The following is a 19,356-nucleotide window of genomic DNA, read 5'->3' as shown; positions in this document are numbered from 1 at the left end:
GCGTTCTAAGTTGTCAAGGGATTCCACGAAGACTTGGTTGGCATGTCGCGCGGGGTGTGCTGAAGTAGAGGCCAGACGACCTCACGGAAGGCGCGGAATGGTCGAGAAGAGCGGTCGCCCCGGCTACCTCCAGATAGCGGACGACCTTCGTACGCAGATCAGAACGGGCTCACTCGCGCCCGGCGCTGCGTTGCCCTCGACCGCCCAGCTCGGCCAGCGCTATGACGTGTCCGCCAGCGTGGTCAAGGCCGCGATCAGCGTGCTACGCACCGAGGGGCTGATCGTCGGCCAGCAGGGCAAGGGCGTGTTCGTACGGGAGGGCGCGGCGGAGTCGCTCCAAGAGCCGGCCTCGTCGGACGTCATGGACCAGCTCTCTCAGATGCGGAGCACTCTGGCGACTCTCGGCGAGCGGATCGCCGACCTGGAGAAGGCAGTGTTCCAAGAGCGGAAGCGATCTCGCTGACCCGACAGGCCAACTCTTCCATCTCCGACCGAATGGCCTGAAGTTCGGTCAGAATTCGCTCGTTTGCGGTCACTCTCGGCACCCCCTTTTTGGTGGTTCGTAATCCCCCGCGGGATGCCGTTAGTTCATCGCGTATCGCCGCTGTTGAGTATCACGGAGCGTTAGCTAAGCTTCTGCATTGCTGCCTGCACGGCGGTTACACATGCGCTTACACACGCCCGCCCCTCCAAGCGCGCAAAAGGATGCGATGAAGACAATTCACCGCCCTGGATGGCAACCTCTGCTGCTGCGCCAGTACCGCGAAGCACACGGCCTCACCCTCGAAGCCGCAGGTGACCAGCTACGCCAAGTCGCCGCACGGCACGGGCTCACCGCGCCGGCCGCGAATTTCCAGACACTCTGGGCACACGAACAGGGATCGGTATATCCCGGGCCTCACTACCGACGAGCCTATTGCCTCCTATACCAGGCAAACGAACCAACACTGGGTTTCCGGCTGCCGCTTCCTGGCGAAATATCCGAAGTGGAAAATTCCATCTCGGATTTGCCCCAGCCCACCGACCCCGCCGTGGACAACGCCGCCGCCGAGGTGATCGAACAGGCCCTCGTCAAAGTCTCGGGCGCTCCCACCAACGGTGAGCAGAACGCCCTCCTCAACCGAGTCGTGGACGCCTGGCGACGCCGCCACGGCCAGGGCAGCCCCAAGCCCATCCTCACCCTCGTCGGCGGCTACGCCGGATCCGGCAAGACAGAGTTCTCCCGCTTCCTGTCCGACATCACCGGCTGGGCCTTCCTGGACAAGGACTCCCTGACGCGCCCCATGGTCGAGCGCCTACTGATCTCCCTCGGCGGTGATCCCCACGACCGGCACACTGAGCTGTACCTGAGCGAGGTGCGCCCACTGGAGTACCGGTGCCTGATGGAAACCGCGTTCGACAACCTCAAGGTCGGCACTTCGGCCATCCTCGCGGCACCGTTCATCGCCGAACTCCAAGACCCCGACTGGATCTCCCGCCTCACCAACCGATGCGCAGCCAAGGGCATCGACGTGGCCGTGGTCTGGGTTCGCTGCGACGCCGACTCCATGCGCGAGTACATCGAGTTCCGCGGCGCGCCCCGAGACGCCTGGAAACTCGCCAACTGGCAGACATACGTCAGCAGCCTCAACTCCGAGATTAGCCCGCCCACCGCGCACATCACCGTCGACAACCGCCTCGGCGCCGCCATCAGCCTTGCCGACCAGACCCGCGAAACGCTGAAGCGGATCCTCACATGAGGGGCATCGTCCTGTACGGGCCACCCGCCAGCGGCAAGAGCACCATCACCGCCGCCCTCAGCCGACTCGACCCGCGGTTCGCCCTGGTGCGCAAGCTCAAGGCCGGCAACCAGCGCGGCACAGAGTACGACTTCGTCACCATCGAGGAGCTGGCCAGGCTGCGAGCCGCCGGCCGCCTCCTCCTGGAGACGCGCCGCTACGGCAACACGTACGCCATCGATCGCCACCAGATCGACGAATTAGTCTCCGCCGACCGGGTGCCGATCGTCCACCTGGGCACCATCGCCGACATCCGCCGGCTGACCGAGGCAACAGCCTGGCTGGTCGTCCTGCTGTGGGTGCCACGGGCGGTCTGCGAGGAACGCTCGCGACAGCGCCTCGACATAGACACCCCACACCGCTTGGCAGCATGGGACGAAGCATTCGCCGACCTGCACACCCATGGCGAGAGCACGTTCCATCACCAACATCGAACCGACCTGATCGCGCCGGAAGAGATAGCGCAGCAAATCGCAAGCGCCTACTACGGCCGCGAAGTGGCGCCGATGGATCAACGCGCGTAGCCGGTGAGGATCTGCATCCATAGCTGCCGAGCAGCCCGAGCAGACATCCATTCAGTCTGAACGACGCGCGGACGGCCGTCCGATGACAAGCGTCGGATGAACGACAACCCGCCGGCCGCGCACAACTCGTACATCGGAGGCATGCAGGAGCACGTGTGCTCATGGACCCTGATGCGATCGCATCGCCGTACAACGTCTTGCCAGGCCACTTGAAGCACATCCTCCTGAGGAACTGCCAAGTGATGGCTGTGATGGTCGAAGCGCCACGACGGTACGTTCATACCTCGGCCCCCAACTGTGCCTGCGCGAGAAGCAGCCTGACGAAGGTCTCCAGGTCATCCGCGCTCACCGTCTGCTGCATCCCAGCGTCAACCTCTTTGTCGCTGAGCCGTACACCGCTCCGGCTCCCATAGAAGGCGCCTGCGTCACTCTGGAAGAAGGACCAACCGGGGAAGCAGGCGCGAAGCGCTACAAGGCAGTGACTCTTGGTCGCCATGTCATGAGCGTAGAAGTTGCAGGCAGAGCCTGTCTACCCCTAGGGGTACCGAGGGGTATCGATAGATCCCTATAGGCGAGTGACAACCCTTGAAGTCCCCTTTCTACGCTTGGGCCTCGTGATCGAATTCGAGCCGGATCGCCCCCGCTGGCAGCAGGTCGCCGACGTCCTCCGCGGACGCATCAGCAGCGGCGAATACCCGCCAAAGTACCTCGTCTCGGAAGTTCGCCTCGTCCAGGAGTTCGGCGTAGCCCGCGACACCATCCGCAAGGCGATCCGCCAGCTGCGCGACGAAGGGCTGATCTACACCGTGCCGAACCTCGGCAGCTTCGTCAGCCCACCCGGCGAAGCCGAATCCACGAAAAGCTAAGCCCCGGCACATTGGCGGAGTACTCTCCCCGAGCATGAGCCGCCGGATCGACTACTACGACGCCCCAGACACCCCTCTGCCGAACAGCCTCGTGCCCTCGGTCAATGTGGCCGTCACCAACGAGGCTGGCGCCCTGCTCCTGATCCGCCGTAGCAACAACGACAACTGGGCCCTCCCCGGCGGCGCCATCGACCTCGGCGAGTCCATCCCCGCCGCAGCCATCCGCGAGACTCTGGAAGAGACGGGAATCACCTGCGAGATCACCGGGATCGTCGGCACGTACAGCGACCCCAAGCACGTCATCCTCTACACCAGCAATGGGGAGGCGCGACAAGAGTTCTCCATCGTGCTCACGGCACGCCCGACCGGGGGCGAGCCGACTCCGAGCTCAGAGTCTCGCGAGGTCCGATGGGTAGCGCGACAGGACATCGAGAGCCACCCGATGGATCGGTCAATGCGCATGCGCATCAACCACTACCTCGAAGCAGCAGACCCGTACATCGGCTGAGACCTGAGACAACCGGCATGGAGCCATGGCTAAGCACTATGGAACTCCGACAGAGTCGCAGGTCAGAAGCGTGATCGACAAGTGGATGAGGACTTTCTCCACGGTTTTAAAGGCGAGCCGCCTGCGGCGTCTCGCCGCGCGTCGGGCGGTCGCTGGCCGCGCTGCGGCTCTTCGGCCGGTCGCGGCCAGCACCACCCACGCGCTGCAAGCAACACGGCGGACAGCAAGAACGTCGAGAGGCGCATCATGGCATAGGCATCGACCGTATGGATCTGGTGCCTCAGCACTACACCGCGTGAGGCTCCGCATCCTCAAGCTTGCCGGGTTGTACCGATAGGAGATCAAGCGGCGGCGCGGCGCGCCGCCGTACCCCCGCCCTCCGCCCGCACGCCGTTTGGGCGTGGGGCCTGGGGGCCGGTCCCGGACGGCGTGCGGGACACCGGGTCGGCCACCGCACGCCCGCCCCGCCGTACCAACTGAACGCGTCGACCGGGGTTGCCACGCCGCCGCACAGATGCAGCCCTACGATCGCCACAGCATGGCCGGGCATCGTGCATGGTCGGGGGCGATCGAAGGGCCAAGGCTTCGTTCCTCAGCCCTGGCCCGCCGGACTACGTGTGTCTCTCTGCGTGGCCCGAACCTCAGCGAATCTCAGGTAGACGATCAGGCGTGCACGGGCGCACAGCCCGGCCTCATTCCAGATTGGAGCCCAGCAGAAGACCGTGGAGATCCCAGCCTGTCGGAATAGGCATGTTGGCCGGATAATCGACCACTTGGAGCGAAGCCTCGTCGTAGAGCCGTACGTCGTGAGGTCGTCGCCTTGGGTCACGATGAGAAGATGCGAGCCCAGCCGCCAGACCGCATGTTGAACCGCCCCGGCTTTGATGGAGACCTTGGCCTGGACGTTGCTCATCGTCAGCAGCATGGCAAGCCTGGCAGCGAATGTCGCGGTTGCCGACCCGAACCTTGTGGCACAGATCGTCGCCGCCTGGCCCTCGTTCGCGCTGATCGGTGCCTACAAGATGCTGATGTGGCAGGAGCGCAGGTGCAGGGACATCAGAGTGTCCACCATCGCGCGGAAGAGCGCCTCGGACCTCCGCCAGGTGGCATGGTAATGGGCACAGTCCAACAGGCGCTCAGACGGCTCCCTTCCGTCGGGCGCCATGATCACGGAGCACTTCGAGGGAAGTCCTCGATGGGTGCGGTGGATCAAGAGTGCTGGTCTGACTGGGGATTTGAGCTGAAGCGCTGGACATCAACCGTCGCGTCATCGTTGCTCTCGGAGGAGCTTAATGCGCGGTTGTCGTCTGGCCAGCGAGTTGACCGGGCAGCAATGCAATCTCCTCAAGGGCGTCGCGAAGAGGGTAGTTCTGAATGACATCGGCTGATGGCCGAGGCACGTACCATCAGAACCGGCGGACGTACCTGATTGGAAGGAGTTCTACGTGGCTGCCGACCGATCGTGGGAGGCGACAGAGAAGGGAGCACACCTCCGCGGACGTCGTACGAGGAACACTAAGCCGGAAGTAGCGCTACGCAGTGCTGTTCACGCGCTGGGTTTCCGATTCCGACTCCACCAGCAACTCGTCGCTAGATGCACTCCGGATTTCGTTCTTCCCCGGTGGAGACTGGCGGTTTTTGTGGACGGTTGCTTCTGGCACGGCTGCCCTGATCACGCGCCAGCTTTCAGGGGGCCGAATGCGGAGCGGTGGCGCATAAAGATCGATACAAACCGCGCCAGGGACCGTCGGAACGACGCATCCCTTGAGGAGGCTGGTTGGCGCGTGCACCGTGTATGGGAGTGTGAAATTAGGAGAGACGTGCGTCTCGCAGCCGAGGAAGTTGGGCGTAAGGCTAGAGAAGGAAGCGTTCCCCGAGATCCGTCTGGTCGTTGACCTACCAGAGTGTAGAGGCGCGTGGACGTTCCTCGATGGAGTAACTGCACCAAGTCGTCAGCGGACAGGTGCTGCACAACGGCTCGTTCGGAGTGCAGGTCGTCATACCGAGTACTCGTAGAGCCGCCATGCGAAGGGGGGCCGGCTTACCGCCTCCGATGAGCCGCGCCAAATCAACTCTGCCGTCCGTAAGGCGATTGGTCTGGTCGGAGTTCGTGCCAGATACCCGAGCCGCAACCCGCAGGGACACCTGCGAGGTGAGCATGACGTCGTGCCCGCTAAGCAACGTAAGGAGGGATTCCTCTGCCGGCTTCAGGCGTAGCGCCTCGGCCAGGTCGGCGGGGTTCTTCCATACGTTGTGCTTGGCCGTGAGTTCCTGTAGGGGGGCAAGCCGGCTTTCCGCACGTGGGCCGAGACGGTCCATCAGGGAGCGGAGTTCTCTAGCCGTCACCTTGGCCACGCCGCGCAGCGGCTCCAAGGCTTGAGCAAGCCCGCGGGTCTCGGCCCTCCCGTTGGCGCTGAGCATTGCAACGACAAGGGCAACGGCCGGAGTAACGTCATCGCTAGGAATGTTGAACCAGTCCGAGCCCTTCCGCTGTTCTTCGGCCCAGGATGTAAGGGCCTTATGGATCAGTGCCCAGCGGGCGGGCGTCGAGAACAGCGTTTCCTGAATGGTGTTCTCGGGATTGATCGCCTGGGCGGCGACTCTGCCAAGTTCTGGAGGTACGGCATTTCCAATCTGCCGGAAGGCATCGCTTCGCGTACCGGAAAAGCGAAAATCGTCCGGAAAAGTTTGAATTCGAGCCGCTTCTCGCACGGTAAGTGTTCGATGCTGCTCGGGATGTATATACCAGTAGCCGTCCTTGGCGATATGGGCTGTAATGGATCTACTGAGTTCGTCCCAGCCCAAGCGGTTGTACTTGTCATCGAAGGTCTCGGCGGTATACCGACGAAGGTCGGGTCGGATGTCGCGGTACAGAGTTTTGTGGTCCATGAGCTTGAACGTCTCGAGGTCGTCACGCCGGACCGGCCGGGTCATGTGGTCCCAGACGAAACCGGAGTGCTCATTTTCTCGCATTCGCCTTGCGAACGCAGAGGCCAATGACTCCCCCTGGTATGGAAGGCGGCGATCGCCGACAGGGTCGTCTTCGGGCAGCACGGGAAGATCGCCGATCGCATCCCGCACTGTGACTTTGGGGAGAGCCTCGGGCCAAGGGAACTCATGGTGATCAGTTCGGGCGAGGACGATCAAGCGCTTCCTGTGCTGAGGAACTCCGTACTTCCACGCGTCAACCAGGCGAACGTCGGTGTGATAGCCGGCGCCCTCAAGGTGCTCGACGATTTCTCGAACGACACGGAAGTCATCGCCCAGCGCCATGTCGGGAACGTTCTCCATGAGAACGGCGCGGGGTTGGATGGCCAGCGCGACCTCGAGGAAGGCCTTCCATAGCTCCTTGCGCGCATCGTGGGGGTCGCGTCCCGCATAGTCGACGAGGCTGCGTATCTTGCTTCGACCGGCTCTACTGAAAGGCTGACATGGTGGGCCGCCGGCAACAAGATCGATCTTGGTTTGCTTCAGAAGAGCTATGAGGTCTGCTCTGGCGCGGACGTCGGACATGTCCACGTCCAGCGACAGTCCTGGGAAGTTGGCCCTGTGGGTCTCCAATGCGCGCCGATCATGATCCACTGCGGCGACAACGGTCCAACCAGCCCGTTCGAGGCCAAGACTTAGTCCACCAGCACCGGAAAAAAGATCAACCGCAAGTCGTTCACCCGCAGCCAGGCGCTTGTCGCACCACTCAACGAAGATGTCCTCGGTGCAACGATCGTCAGGATCGGGGAGCTGTAGGACGTCGCTGCGATGCAGCTTCACCCCGTAAAATGCCACGCGACCCTCCATCCCGTTGTACTCCCCAATGACCACCAGGAGAACACAGAGGCCCCGGTCGTGCAAGGCATTCTGCCTCAACAGGCGTCACTTTTGCCTCCCGAAGCGGCGCCAATCTCAGAAGGTACTCCTTTCCCCTCGACCTACCAAACTGGTCCTGCAGGCCCATGCGCCCTTCCTGGGGTTGCACTGTACGAGTCTCGAGGAGGCATCCCATGAGGTCTCGGACCGGCTGTGGACAACGAGGTGTCAGACGCCTACCCAGTGGATATCCATGACCCGCTTCGTGCACGCTTCCTTCTTGGCCCACTCGGTCACATTGCCGCCTGAGGGCGTGTCCAGCAACACCTCGCGGACGAGGGTGCTCAGGGGGCCGACGGCCTGCGTCACTTCCGAGGGGAGAGCCTGGTTGCGCCAGATCGCGCCGAGTATCGCCTCCAGAGCGACTTCTGGAACCAGTCGCGCGAGAGTGTGGGCGGTGACCTGGGCGGGATAGCCCGCACCTGGGTTGAGCCGCATGATCTCCCTGCGTGCCTGGGTGAAGAAGATGGCCTTCGCGATCAGGTTCCGAAAGTACTGTTCGTCCGGGAGCTCGGTCCGGTGCGAGAGGACGTCGAGGGTCCATTGCCGGAAGCATTTCTGCGCCCCCCAACTGGCAATATGAGGCAGCTGAAGGAAGACCATCTCGAACTTCGCCACATCCGTCTTGGTGAACCGCTGCAGGGAGGGGTTCTCCTTGACGAACTTCTTCTGTGGTGCGCCTTTCGGCTGGCGGCCTCGGTCGACATCGTACTGTCCACGTACACGCTCGTAGTACCAGTGGGTTTCCTGCTTTGACCCTGGGGGAGCAGGAGCCCAGAGCCGCCGTGACAGTCGCTCTAGTTCCACATGGAACGGGCTGTTGGACTGGAAGTCCGCCTCGTTGATGGCGTTCTGAGAGTTCGCGTAGAGGGATATTCGCGGGATGAGCTGGTCGAGCAACTCGGGTTCGACAACGGTGATCTTCGCCGGGACCTGAATCCGGCTCAGATCCGCCTTGTCGCGCTTCAAGGCATGGTGAAGGGAGGCGGTGGTCTGCCCGCCGTTCACAATCTGGAGGTCGCTCAGGCTTGCTAGGAGCGGTCCCGTTGGGCCCTCCGTGAGTTGGACGCCAGTGGCTGTCACCGAGATGCCGTTGTTGTAGGCCAGGAACCGGCCAGGATCGTTGCGGATGGTCTCGTTGAGCCCCTTGTTGACCTTGCCCCGAGCCTGCAGAAAGGCCCGCACATTCCGCTGGAGCAGCTTCGTGCCGTGCTTCTCGTACATGTCCGCGAGGACCTGGCCAGGGAGGATGGCCATAAAGCACTGGTGGTCGCCGTCGGTGCCGGATGCGGGGAGGCAGGCGACGGGGCTGCCAAGCTCCTTGAAGTCGATGTTGATCGGCTCCTCATGCCGACCTGATGCTACGAGTCGGTGCAGACGTTCGATGTCCCAGACGTGCTGGATCACCGGAAGGCTTCCTACGGAATCCTCCTCCAAGGAGTCGATGGTGGTCCGACCATCGGTTATAAGAAAGATCCGGATCTTGTCGAGCTCGGACCAGTGCGCGTTGATATCCTGCACCATGTCGTAAGCTGCGCTGGCTTCTTCCATCTTGAGGTGGTGACCTGCGTGGCATTGGATGGCGAAGTTCTTCGCCCAGCGAAGCTGTCGGATCGCCTGGTCCTTCGCCAGTGTCTGGCCGAGATGTCCATAGTTGGCCACGACCAGGTCGAGGACGTGCCCGTCGTCACTGAGGTGGTACCCAGCGACCTCCATGTAGCTCTGCGCGAGGGGGGGCCTTGAAGTAGCAGACGGTCAGGTCCTCCAATGCCCCGTCTTCGACAAGGTACTCGGCGGCGATCTGCACGAAGACGTCTCGCTTGAGGCGGCCTGAGTCCAATCCCAGCCGCTCTTCAACGTCCCTTTCGAGACTGAGCGCGAACTCTTCAGTGCTCTCGTCACCCATGTGCTACCTCTCCGCCGCGCCTGCCCCTATGAGGGACTCGCGGACCTTGCCCTCGTCCACTCGGTGGCTTTCGCAGGTGGATAGATCAATAAAATATGATACTCCAGACACTCCTACAGGGAGGTCCACAGGTGTCATTCGTGGAAATCCTGTCTCTATAGTGAAGCATTGCCGGCGGACCAACGCATAGCGATCATTGAGGTAATTGTCGCGGTGGGAGTCCAGCCACCCCGCCTCCATGAGGGAGTTCTCGAACCAGGAGAGCTCTGGGCCGATGAGGGGATCCTCGCGCAGGTCGTCCACAAGTTCGGGGAGCGAGATACCCTCCGGAGATTGGTCCACCACCTGGTGGACGAGGAACAGGCTATTCAGACCATCGGAGTCGAGTTGGTTCTCGTTACTGATGCGACAGCTATGCATCTCCTTGCGTGCCACGCTCTTGACCTCGACGGCTGTGGACCCGAGGACGAAGTCTTGGGGTGACTGACGTGGGCCGACCCAAGAGCGCACGGCCGCGGTTCCGAGAGCGGAGAGCATCAGGTCCTGGAGCACAAGCAGCTCCCCGAAGAGCCCCAGGCGTGCTTCTGGGGTGAGACCTGTGGGCAGCCCCCGGGTGAGCATCCGGCGCCAGGCATTGAGCCTGCGAACCAGTGTCCTCGTCGGCATCTTGCTGGGTAGCTGTAGGTGGCCGACCAGGTCGGCCAGGAGCGAGCAAAACAGGAGCCGATCCGTCTGCTGGTCCGCCAGGATCTCGACGGAGCCTTCTCGTATACGGCAGGTCAGTCCGTTGGTAAGCATGAGATCTCGGTCCTCAAGCTTCTCCCGGCTCCTCACCACCAGTGCCCATTCAAGGCCAGGGAACCGGACTTCGACGAAAATATCGACCTTCGACGAAGGCAGAATCCTCCGGCGTACGGATCCTTCTGGGGGCCCGCCCTTTTCCTCTGCCGCGAGGAAGGACTGTTCGAGTTCCTCCGGTGTGGGCGTGGTCACTGGTCCTCGTTTTCCTCTTCATCATCACCCATGGCGGTGGCGAGATTGTTCAGGAATATCTCATTTACGCGATATTTGACCTTCTGGGCTCGATCGGAGACAGGGAACACGACGGCATATCCCAGAGCGGGAAGACCGTGGACCTCGGCGGGGACGGCAACCTTGGATGTCGCGGGGTCGATCGGATAAATCAGCAGGAGGCCCTCCTCCGGGTCCCGGAGCCCCCTCAGGGACTCGCCGCTGGCTCTCGCAGGTTTCTTCTCTCTGCCGCTCTTCCTAAATTCCTCCACCGTGCGCTCGTACGCTCGCCGGTATCTTTCGCGCGACAGTCCCAGAGACTCATGGATCGGGCTGACCAAGACGCCGACCTCGAACTCTCCGTCCTGCACACGGGCGTGGCCAGTGATGGTCTTTCGTTTGACCATGGCGATGTCAGCGCCAGGCAGGGAGAGCATGTTGGAGGCATTTCCGGCGGTTACCGCGACTGTCCAGCGGGTGAGTTCACCGATGTCGTTCTGTGCGCGGATGTAGTCGGTCAGGTTTTCGGGATTAGCGGCGAGAACTCTGGGCGAGACCGCGAACCCAGTGAAGAAGTCCAAAACTGTGCTCGAGGGCACACCTTCCCGGAAGAATCCGTCTCCGATCCCCTCCCGCCGGTCCGGTGGAACCTCCCCGTACGGAAGTATTTCTGCAACAAGTTTCTCCAGCTTGGCATGGTTGTGTCGAAGAGCCTTGGCGCTGGTGAGCATCACCAGGGTCTCGACGCGGGTTCCGGAGAAGCTGACCGTCATGATCTTTGTTGAGCGCATCTTCGCGGAGGCGGTCACCTGGAGGTTGCCGACGCCGTCCATGACCCGCAGGCCGACACGCTTCGGGGTGCCACCGGCCCGCGCCACGGCGCTGGTGAGGTCCATAAGTTCGCGGTTCGCCCGGGTAATGTGCACGTAGTACCCGACGAGCTCCGGTGTGGTGTAGAGCCGGGTGGCATCGAGGTAGCCAGGACGATACCCAAACCATCTGCCCATCTGTAGCAGGGTGTCGTAGGTCTGGGAAGTGCGCAGGTAGTAGGAGACCGAGAGTCCTTCGAGGGTCAACCCTCGTGAGAGTTTGTCACCTCCCACAGCTACCACGGTGACGGGGGTGGTGGACTGGTAGTCGAGTACGTCGGCGGCAGTCCCGTTGATCCGCCTAACGCCATGGGCGGCGTTCTCCAACACTTCCGGGACGAGTCTCCGAACCTGGTCCCAAGTGACCTGTGGTCCGATCGAAGAGCTTACGTCGGTGTATTCCGCGAGCGTGTCATATGTGGGGGCGAAGTCCTTCTCCCACAGAGCAGCGAGACGCCTCTGGACGGATCGCCCGGCCTCGCCGTAGTCGCCCCAAGCGTCGGCTGTGGCACGCAGATGGTCTTGGACCTGTCTGGCCACCTGCCCCTGCACGTCAGTGAAGCGGGTGACGTGAATGAGCATGGTGTTGTGGCCGCCGCCCACGCTGTACTGGTCCCGACGGACCCCGCGCACGGCGGTGGACAGGACGAAGGCGTCCAATGCTTCTACCAGAGATGCCGGAAGTGGAAGCTCAGGCATGTGGCCCTTGCGGTGACCGTCGGGCATCCAGTCCTCGTGGTCGCCGATTTCCCGGATGATCGGGAGCGGCTCACGGATTTCTGCCGCGGAGGGGTCTTCAAGACCAAACACGACCTCGGGGCCACAGTAGTTCGAGGGAGGTTCCAGGGCCACCATAAAACTGCGGGGGAACAGGTCCGCACCGTACTTTTCATGGGAGGTCGACTCCGAGATGAAGATGTTGGCAAACGGTGTAGCCGTATAGGCGAGGTACACCCGCTTCTCGAAGAGCTCCAGGAGTTCGCGGATGGCTTTGTTGATCGCGGTCGGATCGTGGTCGGGGTCGCTCTGGGTGCGGCCCTTCGCGGCCTTCTTCGTGTCGACAGATGCGTAGTCGGCCTCGTCGTCGATCAGAAGCAGGGGAGCGTTGCGGATCAGCCGGGAGCTGTCAGGACCCGTTGTGGCGGCATTGGCAAGCCAGTCCCGGAGGTTCTCCAGGATCCTCTTGTTCTTCTTGGAGACGACCAGGACCCGGAAGGAGTGAATGTCGATCGCGCTGCCCTGAAATTTGGCCGCAGTGAAGTCGCTGTCGCGGGTGGTCAGGGTAAGGCAGGCAACCTCTGGCTTCTGGAGGCCCAGGGTACCGACCCCGATGTTCATCGAGTCCCCGGAGGTGGAATCCCTGGTGAACTTGCTGTTGAACCCGAGAAACTCCAGATCGAGGCGCGCCTGGGTCTGGTGGCGAAGACTCTCGTGCTGGCTAGTGAGAACGATCACGACCTGGTAGCCGGCGTCGACAGCCTTGGAGATCACCCCTGTGTAACTCGCGGTCTTGCCCGACTGAACCTGCCCGTAAACCATCCCATAGGTCTTCCAACTGCCGGGCCGTTTCGGATCCTCCATCAGACCGAGAATCTGGTCGGTGCTCCCGTCCAACGCCTCGATTGCTCCAGGTTTCCACCTCTTGGAGAGCAGGGTGCGGTATCGCTTCCAGTAGGAGAATTTGATGCCCGCTCGCCGTTGCTCCAGCCAGGGCTCGTGTCCGTCAGGGTCGCTGACCACCACCGGTGGAGTGATCCAGACATCGAACTCGGATTCAAGGACCTTAACCAGGTCGTCGACAGAGATCTCACCCTGGGTTGGCCTCAGTACAACAGCGACCTGCGACGCAATCTCCCGGAGACGTTCGGGGGTCCGCTGATGCCGCTCCAGGCTCAGAACCGCGTTCTTGGCCATTTCGATAGGGTCAAACACGTTCAATCCTCCTCGGTCGTCTCGGACTTGACGATCTCCTGGATGAGACCGGGGTACCGGCTGAAGGGCTCAGATTCCATGAGGGCGGAGGTGAGGGCGGCTCTGACCACCGGATCCTGTGGAAGTCCAGTCAGCATCGAACGGAACTCGGAGAGGATCTCCTCAACGTCAGGAGCTTCTACCTGCTCCTGCGCAGTTGACGTCGCCACCTCTTGGACGACCAGGTCGATCGGGAATGTCGTTTCGATAAGCCGCAGGAGGCCTTCGAGGGACTCTCCTCCGGGGCCGGTCAGCGCTGCGCTGACGAGCGGGTGGGAGCGGTTCACGAGGTACTCCGACATGCCAAGCCGCCGAACCTGTTGCCATACGAGTTGAACCTCGCCCCGAGCGCGATGGCCAGGGACCGGGGTGCCACGATGGGTGAAGACTCGTTCTGAGCCCGCTCGCAGGTCCTTCGCGATCTCGACCAGACGTTTCTCGATCGGAGATGGTGGTCGAACGGTGGATTTCCGGACGTCGACCTCCCAGTCGAGGTCCGCGCCGGGGGGGATCTCGACGGAGAGCCGGGCCAGTCGGGTGGGCTGGGAGTTGTAGAGGCCAGAGATCCCAAGCCAGCCGCCTGCTACCACGAGCCGGTCGCCCCGATAGACGTAGAACCCCTGTCGGGCAAGCATCCCACCCGACCCAGTGGACTTGGTGGTATCTCCCTTGGAGAGTCGTGAAGGATGGGGAAGGATCACCGGGTTAACCCGGATCCGGTGGTGGCCGTGCTTGAGGTCCTCGTAGCCGCGGTCCTGGGTCGCTGGGTGCGTGCGCAGGAAGGGATCCATCGCCTCCAGACGATTCCCACCGACCAGGATGGTGAGACGCTTGTTAGCAATGAAGCGGTGGAACAACAGAGAGAGCTCCCGGCCTGCTTCCTTGATCCGGCGAGAAAGATCGGGGCCGTCCCCCAGCCTGTCGGGGTTCCGCCAAAGGACGAGGGTGCCCTGGCCGGTGAATCCCAGTAGGTCGACGATTGCTCGAGCCCCATCGTCCAGTTCGGTGAGCACCATCCACTGGCGCTGGTGTGTGACGTGGTCGATATCCCACGTCCGGCTGGATAGCTCCCCGTTGGAGTCCCGCGACAGCACGGTGAGATTCCTGACCTGGGACAGGGACGCCGTCTTCAAACCGAGCCCAAACCGACCGAGGTCGCTGGCGGTGCGGTGTGCGTTGGGATTGCGAGCGAACCGCATGGCGGACCTCAGCTCGTTCTCGTTCATCCCGCGCCCGTCGTCCAAGACGGCAACCCATGCTGACCCCGGATCGGAGGAGTACTCCACCCGGACATTCTGGGCTCCGGCAGCAATACTGTTGTCGATCAAGTCGGCAAGGGCCGTTGGCAGGTCATATCCAAAGGCGCGCAGCGACTCGATCAGGTCCTCGGCACATGGGTCGAGGAGCTCGTCTGCTGGACCAGATGCCGTCATATTCAGCTCGGATCTCTCTCGTTCTCCGCTTTACCGAGAGGCTAGAGGAGGGGGCTGACAAAAGTGATGGACGTAACGAACCGAGATTGGTGTCATGCGGGCGCAAAAGGATTCTATGTAGCGGACTCAGTGTCGGGGAACGGGCAACCGGGGCTGATTCGGGCCGGATGGGCGGGAATAGACCTCGAAGCTCGGGTATCTCGCCATGGCACGCGTCGGGGGGCCGAAGGCCGCGGTTCTGGATGAGGACCTGGTGTAAGTCGGCGGTTGTGGACACCACCAGCGAGCACCGCACTAGATTCGAAGAGCCGTGATCTAGCGCGCCGCAAAGGTCTGTTCAGGGAGGGTCGGCTTTCCGAGATCGAACATCAGGACGCCGTGATCGGTTCCGATGGCAAGGCGACTGCTGGCATGGGCGAGTGCTCTCACGGAAGCCGAGAGGGGCAGGCCGTCGGTGGCGGTTGCGGTGGCGGGGTTCCAGAGCCGCACCGTCTGGTCGTGGCTGCCGGTGGCCAGTAGTGGGGTGCCGTCGGGGAGTGTCGCGAAGGCGACTGCCGACACCGCGCTTGCGTGCCCGACCAATGTGGTGCGTTGGCTGCCGGTGGCGGGGTTCCAGAGCCGCACCGTCTGGTCGTGGCTGCCGGTGGCTAGTAGTGGGGTGCCGTCGGGGAGTGTCGCAAAGGCAATCGCGGACACCGCGCTTGTGTGGCCGGTCAGGCTACCTACGGCGGAGCCGTTGGTGGGGTCCCACAGGCGCACCCGGCCATCGCGGCTGCCGGTGGCCAGCAGCGGGGTGCCGTCGGGGAGTGTCGCAAAGGCAATCGCGGACACCGCGCTTGTGTGGCCGGTCAGGCTACCTACGGCGGAGCCGTTGGTGGGGTCCCACAGGCGCACCCGGCCATCGCGGCTGCCGGTGGCCAGCAGCGGGGTGCCGTCGGGGAGTGTCGCAAAGGCAATCGCGTATACCGGGCTTGTGTTGCCGGTCAGAGTGGCGCGGCGGTGCCCGGTGGTGGGGTTCCACAGGCGCACCCGGCCATTGCGGCTGCCGGTGGCCAGCAGCGGGGTGCCGTCGGGGAGTGTCGCAAAGGCAATCGCATACACCAGGCTGGTGTGGCCAGTCAGAGTGGTGTGACGGCGCCCGGTAACCGGGTCCCACAGTCGGACCGCGCCGCCGTCTTGGCTGTTCGTGGCCAGTATTGAGGCGCCGTCTTCCAGGGTGCCAAACACTACTGCAGAGACCCCGCTTGTATGGTCGGGCGGACCATCTGCGCTGGTGACGCTGGTGGAGTCCCACAGTCGCACCGTATGGTCGTGGCTACCAGTTGCCAGCATCGAGGTGCCGTCGGGGACGATGGTGAAGGCGAGTGCGGATACTGGGCCGGTGTGGCCAGTCATCGTGGTGTGGTGTGTGTCGGTAGCCGAGTTCCACAGGCGGACGGTGCCGTCGTGGCTACCGGTGGCGAGTAGAGGGACGCCGTCGGGCAGGGTGCCGAAGGCGATCGCGTGCACCGGGCTGGCGCTACCAGTGAGAGTGGTGTGGTGTGCGCCGGTGGCCGGGTTCCACAGGCGGACGGTGCCGTCGTGGCTACCGGTGGCGAGTAGAGGGGTGCCGTCGGGCAGGGTGCCGAAGGCGACGGCGGAGATTGTGCTGGTGTGGCCGGTCAAGCTACCGGACGTGAGGCCAGTTGTGGGGTCCCATAGGCGGACGGTGCCGTCGTGGCTACCGGTGGCGAGTAGGGGGGTGCCGTCGGGCAGGGTGCCGAAGGCGACGGCGGAGACCTTGTTGTTGTGGCCGGTCGGGGTGGTGAGTTGCTGGCCAGTGGCCGGGTCCCACAGCCGCACCTGGCCGTCGTGGCTGCCGGTGGCGAGTAGGGGGGTGCCGTCGGGCAGGGTGCCGAAGGCGACGGCGGAGATTGTGCTGGTGTGGCCGGTCAAGCTACCGGACGTGAGGCCAGTTGTGGGGTCCCATAGGCGGACGGTGCCGTCGTGGCTACCGGTGGCGAGTAGAGGGGTGCCGTCGGGCAGGGTGCCGAAGGCGACGGCGGAGATTGTGCTGGTGTGGCCGGTCAAGCTACCGGACGTGAGGCCAGTTGTGGGGTCCCACAGGCGGACGGTGCCGTCGTGGCTACCGGTGGCGAGTAAGGGGGTGCCGTCGGGCAGGGTGCCGAAGGAGATCGCGTTTACCGCATCATTATGCCCTGTGAGAGTTCTGTGGAAAGCGGACGGCATCACATGTGCCCAGCGGGGCCGTAGCACCAACCGATGTGTTGGCGGGAAGACGCTGGCGATATGGGGGGCATACGCTAGGGCTGTGAGTCGTAGGATCCCCGCTCGTTCGTCGGGACTGGCCATGGCGAGGTTATGGGCGGCCCGCCAGTAAACTTGGGTCTGCGCATGCCGGCATGAGTTGACAGCACCCAGCACTTCGATGAGTCGCTCGGAGTCAGCATACGCGAGATAGCCCGGTTCCCCGCTCACCTCTCCGAGGCGCTCGGCGGGAGCGGCGTGCGCAGCCAGATGGCGTAGCACATAGGGGTCGGCATCGGCCCAATCCCGGCGGGGCGGCCCCTCCCCGGATTGCTCGGCCGACGGGGCGACGCTGCGGAGAAGGGCATCGGTGATCGCCCGTTGGATCTTGCGCTCATTCATGGAGCGCCTCTTGAAGTAGTCGGCGAACGCCTGATGGTAGAGCCGGTAGACGGCCTGTCCGTCCTCGCTGGACTGGCTCACGTGGTAGCCGGCATGGTCAAGAAGCCAGTCGACATCTTCGACCCCATAGGTCGTTCCGGGAGTCGCCAGCGCCGTGGCCGCCAATGCCCACAACTGCCTTGGGAACCCAGCGCCCTCCGCCCAAGCCAGGGGGAGTAAGGAGTTCCCGCACTCGTATTTCGTCAGGTCCGAACCGTGCGAGGTCTCGGGCGAAGACGTCTTGAACCTGTCCATGAAGGTAGTCGGCCGCCTCGGCCGAGCCGAGATCGAGCCGGGTCGCCCGTGCGGCGAGCGCATGGGCGACAATCCTGGCGAACAGGAAAACCTGCCCGCTGGCCTTGGCCACCGCATGTGCCACGGTCTCGGCCCCCTGAGCATCCGTGCTGTAAGGAGAAGTCGCCGTTGTAAGGCGCCGCTTGACATAGGCAGCGATTGCCGCCTCGGTCCCCGGATCGCTGTCCAGGATGTGCACGTTCTCCTGGCCTGGGTCCAGCAGCTCGAGGAGCGGCCCTTGTCCAACCATTCCGCCAGCGGGTTCCTTCCCCGCGATGTGTGCACGGGTCCCGACCACGACTTGGGCTTCGGGCAGCGCGGTGAGAGGTCGGATCAGGTCGGTCACGATGGCGAGGACGGAGTCCGGCCGCGCTTCGTCGAGCGCATCGACGATCACTCGTACCCGGCGGCCCAGCCGTTGCACCGACTCCATCAGTTCCTTGCCCGCCCGCCAGCCTCCAGCAGGAGTGGCGATGCCCAGCCCGGCGGCTAGCACGTCCTGGCACTGAGCCAGCGACTTGTTCTTGGCGTGGATGGCGACGTCGATCAGACCCACAGGTGGAATCGTGTCCGCTTCGGCATCCGCTAGTGCACCCTCGGCCTCAGCGATCCGCCGGTATGCAGGATCGGACAGGGTCGCGATTCGCCCGAGCACCGCCGATTTCCCTGCCCCGGGTGATCCAGTGACGACCCGTAGGCCGGGTGGTCCTTCCCTGAGCCAGAAAACCAGATCGGCGAGTAGCAGGGTGCGGCCAAAGAAGAACCACCCGGTCTCGTCGACCTCTACCCCACGCGCGGCCTCCCGAAAATGATCCTTTAGCCCGAGGTCGAGGATGCGACGCTGCCGCTGAATCTGCGTGTGTGCGTCGGCAGTGGGCAGACCTGGGACCGCACGGGGATTGAGGAAGACGCGATGTTGGAGACCGTCGGTCCAGAAATGAGCTGTTGGCTCCGTCGTCTGGCCCATCACGACAGCTTCCAACACCTCCTCGGGCTTCACCCGTTCGTTGCCTGGCGCCCAGGCGTGACCAGTGCCACCTCCGCGCAGCACATCGACAAACCGCTCGATGAAGTGGCCATCCTGGGTCTGCTCGTATGGTCCGCAGGAGGAGATGACTGATACGGCAGGTCGGCCCTCGGGAGTGGTGAGTTCAACCAGCGCCTTACCTACGGCCTGCGTCACCTCCTGGGCAGAAGCGCCCGAGTAACAGGTGTCAAGAACGATGACTGCATAGCGGAAATGCCAGGTGACGAGCAGGGTCACAAGCGCATTCGCGCTGATCGCGTTAGATGCGTTGATCCGCGATTCCTCTTCAGGAGAATCCTGTACCAGAAGGAACTCTCCTGCGGGCCGACGCACTCCATGTCCTGCCCAGTAGATGACCAGTGCGTCGGACTCCTCGGGCCCGTTGCCAAGTAGTTCCAATACTCGCGCGTGGGTGCCGCCGTAAGCCAAGCTGGGCAGTTCGTGATTGAACCCTCCAGCTGACAATGTTTCACACAGTGTCGGCACCAAATGCCGGACATGTTCCAGGTTGTCGTGGTGGTCATAGGAGACCATGCCGACGACGATGAACGAGCCACGGCCAGTGGGGACCTCGCTCACTGCCGGACTCCTCGACGGTTACTTGACGAACTCGTTGC

The 19,356-nt window shown here is 63.3% G+C and carries 14 protein-coding genes; 7 read left to right on the top strand and 7 right to left on the bottom strand.

Annotated elements, in window-relative coordinates; translation table 11 throughout:
* Positions 1–97 precede the first annotated feature (97 nt).
* The 7 genes from ACNF49_RS08990 (at position 98) to ACNF49_RS08960 (ending at position 5,571) form a co-directional block, all read left to right on the top strand.
* A complete protein-coding gene (locus ACNF49_RS08990) occupies positions 98–463 on the top strand; it encodes a GntR family transcriptional regulator (RefSeq protein WP_357999276.1) in 366 nt (121 codons plus the stop codon).
* A gap of 247 nt (positions 464–710) precedes the next feature.
* Complete coding sequence (locus tag ACNF49_RS08985) at positions 711–1,739, top strand: P-loop nucleotide/nucleoside kinase family protein (RefSeq protein ID WP_482943387.1); 1,029 nt, start codon at positions 711–713, stop codon at positions 1,737–1,739.
* Positions 1,736–2,302 carry a nucleoside/nucleotide kinase family protein gene (locus ACNF49_RS08980; protein ID WP_482943386.1) on the top strand — a complete coding sequence of 189 codons (567 nt, stop codon included), beginning with the start codon at positions 1,736–1,738 and terminating at the stop codon, positions 2,300–2,302. The genes ACNF49_RS08985 and ACNF49_RS08980 overlap by 4 nt, the downstream gene beginning before the upstream one ends.
* A 614-nt stretch (positions 2,303–2,916) precedes the next feature.
* Entirely contained in the window at positions 2,917–3,168 is a 252-nt protein-coding gene (locus ACNF49_RS08975; protein ID WP_357696295.1) for a GntR family transcriptional regulator, read from the top strand.
* Between the two features lie 34 nt (positions 3,169–3,202).
* Positions 3,203–3,676 (top strand): NUDIX hydrolase, encoded by a 474-nt coding sequence (locus ACNF49_RS08970; protein WP_482943385.1) that lies wholly within the window; start codon positions 3,203–3,205, stop codon positions 3,674–3,676.
* A gap of 893 nt (positions 3,677–4,569) precedes the next feature.
* Positions 4,570–4,791, top strand: coding sequence for a hypothetical protein (locus ACNF49_RS08965; protein WP_397192431.1), 222 nt, complete (start codon positions 4,570–4,572; stop codon positions 4,789–4,791).
* 330 nt (positions 4,792–5,121) lie between these two features.
* Positions 5,122–5,571, top strand: a complete 450-nt coding sequence (locus tag ACNF49_RS08960; protein ID WP_397192432.1) for a very short patch repair endonuclease — start codon at positions 5,122–5,124, stop codon at positions 5,569–5,571.
* 1 nt (position 5,572) lies between these two features.
* On the opposite strand, the gene ACNF49_RS08955 is transcribed toward ACNF49_RS08960, so the two are convergent.
* The 7 genes from ACNF49_RS08955 to ACNF49_RS08925 form a co-directional block, all read right to left on the bottom strand.
* Positions 5,573–7,459 (bottom strand): DNA cytosine methyltransferase, encoded by a 1,887-nt coding sequence (locus tag ACNF49_RS08955; protein ID WP_482943384.1) that lies wholly within the window; start codon positions 7,457–7,459, stop codon positions 5,573–5,575.
* Positions 7,460–7,708: 249 nt separating this feature from the next.
* Positions 7,709–9,256, bottom strand: a complete 1,548-nt coding sequence (locus ACNF49_RS08950) for an AIPR family protein (RefSeq protein ID WP_482943383.1) — start codon at positions 9,254–9,256, stop codon at positions 7,709–7,711.
* A 193-nt stretch (positions 9,257–9,449) separates the two neighbouring features.
* Positions 9,450–10,439: a PD-(D/E)XK motif protein gene (locus ACNF49_RS08945; protein WP_482943382.1), complete on the bottom strand. Its 990-nt coding sequence runs from the start codon at positions 10,437–10,439 to the stop codon at positions 9,450–9,452.
* On the bottom strand, positions 10,436–13,240 hold the full coding sequence (locus tag ACNF49_RS08940) for a Z1 domain-containing protein (RefSeq protein WP_397311216.1): 2,805 nt from the start codon (positions 13,238–13,240) through the stop codon (positions 10,436–10,438). The genes ACNF49_RS08945 and ACNF49_RS08940 overlap by 4 nt, the downstream gene beginning before the upstream one ends.
* A gap of 20 nt (positions 13,241–13,260) precedes the next feature.
* Entirely contained in the window at positions 13,261–14,730 is a 1,470-nt protein-coding gene (locus tag ACNF49_RS08935) for an ATP-binding protein (protein ID WP_482943381.1), read from the bottom strand.
* A gap of 315 nt (positions 14,731–15,045) precedes the next feature.
* Positions 15,046–17,544 (bottom strand): WD40 repeat domain-containing protein, encoded by a 2,499-nt coding sequence (locus ACNF49_RS08930; RefSeq protein ID WP_482943380.1) that lies wholly within the window; start codon positions 17,542–17,544, stop codon positions 15,046–15,048.
* Positions 17,477–19,318: a hypothetical protein gene (locus ACNF49_RS08925; protein ID WP_482943379.1), complete on the bottom strand. Its 1,842-nt coding sequence runs from the start codon at positions 19,316–19,318 to the stop codon at positions 17,477–17,479. The genes ACNF49_RS08930 and ACNF49_RS08925 overlap by 68 nt, the downstream gene beginning before the upstream one ends.
* Between the last annotated feature and the right edge of the window lie 38 nt (positions 19,319–19,356).

This window comes from Actinomadura sp. ATCC 39365 (genome assembly GCF_054392275.1).
The sequence above is the reverse complement of the archived record's forward strand: the minus strand, read 5'-3'. Positions and strand labels throughout refer to the sequence as shown.

Bases quoted from the DNA above. Each gene is read 5' to 3' on its own strand.
- ACNF49_RS08990 (WP_357999276.1), top strand. From the start codon at position 98: ATGGTCGAGAAGAGCGGTCGCCCCGGCTACCTCCAGATAGCGGACGAC.
- ACNF49_RS08985 (WP_482943387.1), top strand. From the start codon at position 711: ATGAAGACAATTCACCGCCCTGGATGGCAACCTCTGCTGCTGCGCCAG.
- ACNF49_RS08980 (WP_482943386.1), top strand. From the start codon at position 1,736: ATGAGGGGCATCGTCCTGTACGGGCCACCCGCCAGCGGCAAGAGCACC.
- ACNF49_RS08970 (WP_482943385.1), top strand. From the start codon at position 3,203: ATGAGCCGCCGGATCGACTACTACGACGCCCCAGACACCCCTCTGCCG.
- ACNF49_RS08950 (WP_482943383.1), bottom strand. From the start codon at position 9,256: ATGGAGGTCGCTGGGTACCACCTCAGTGACGACGGGCACGTCCTCGAC.
- ACNF49_RS08940 (WP_397311216.1), bottom strand. From the start codon at position 13,240: ATGGCCAAGAACGCGGTTCTGAGCCTGGAGCGGCATCAGCGGACCCCC.
- ACNF49_RS08935 (WP_482943381.1), bottom strand. From the start codon at position 14,730: ATGACGGCATCTGGTCCAGCAGACGAGCTCCTCGACCCATGTGCCGAG.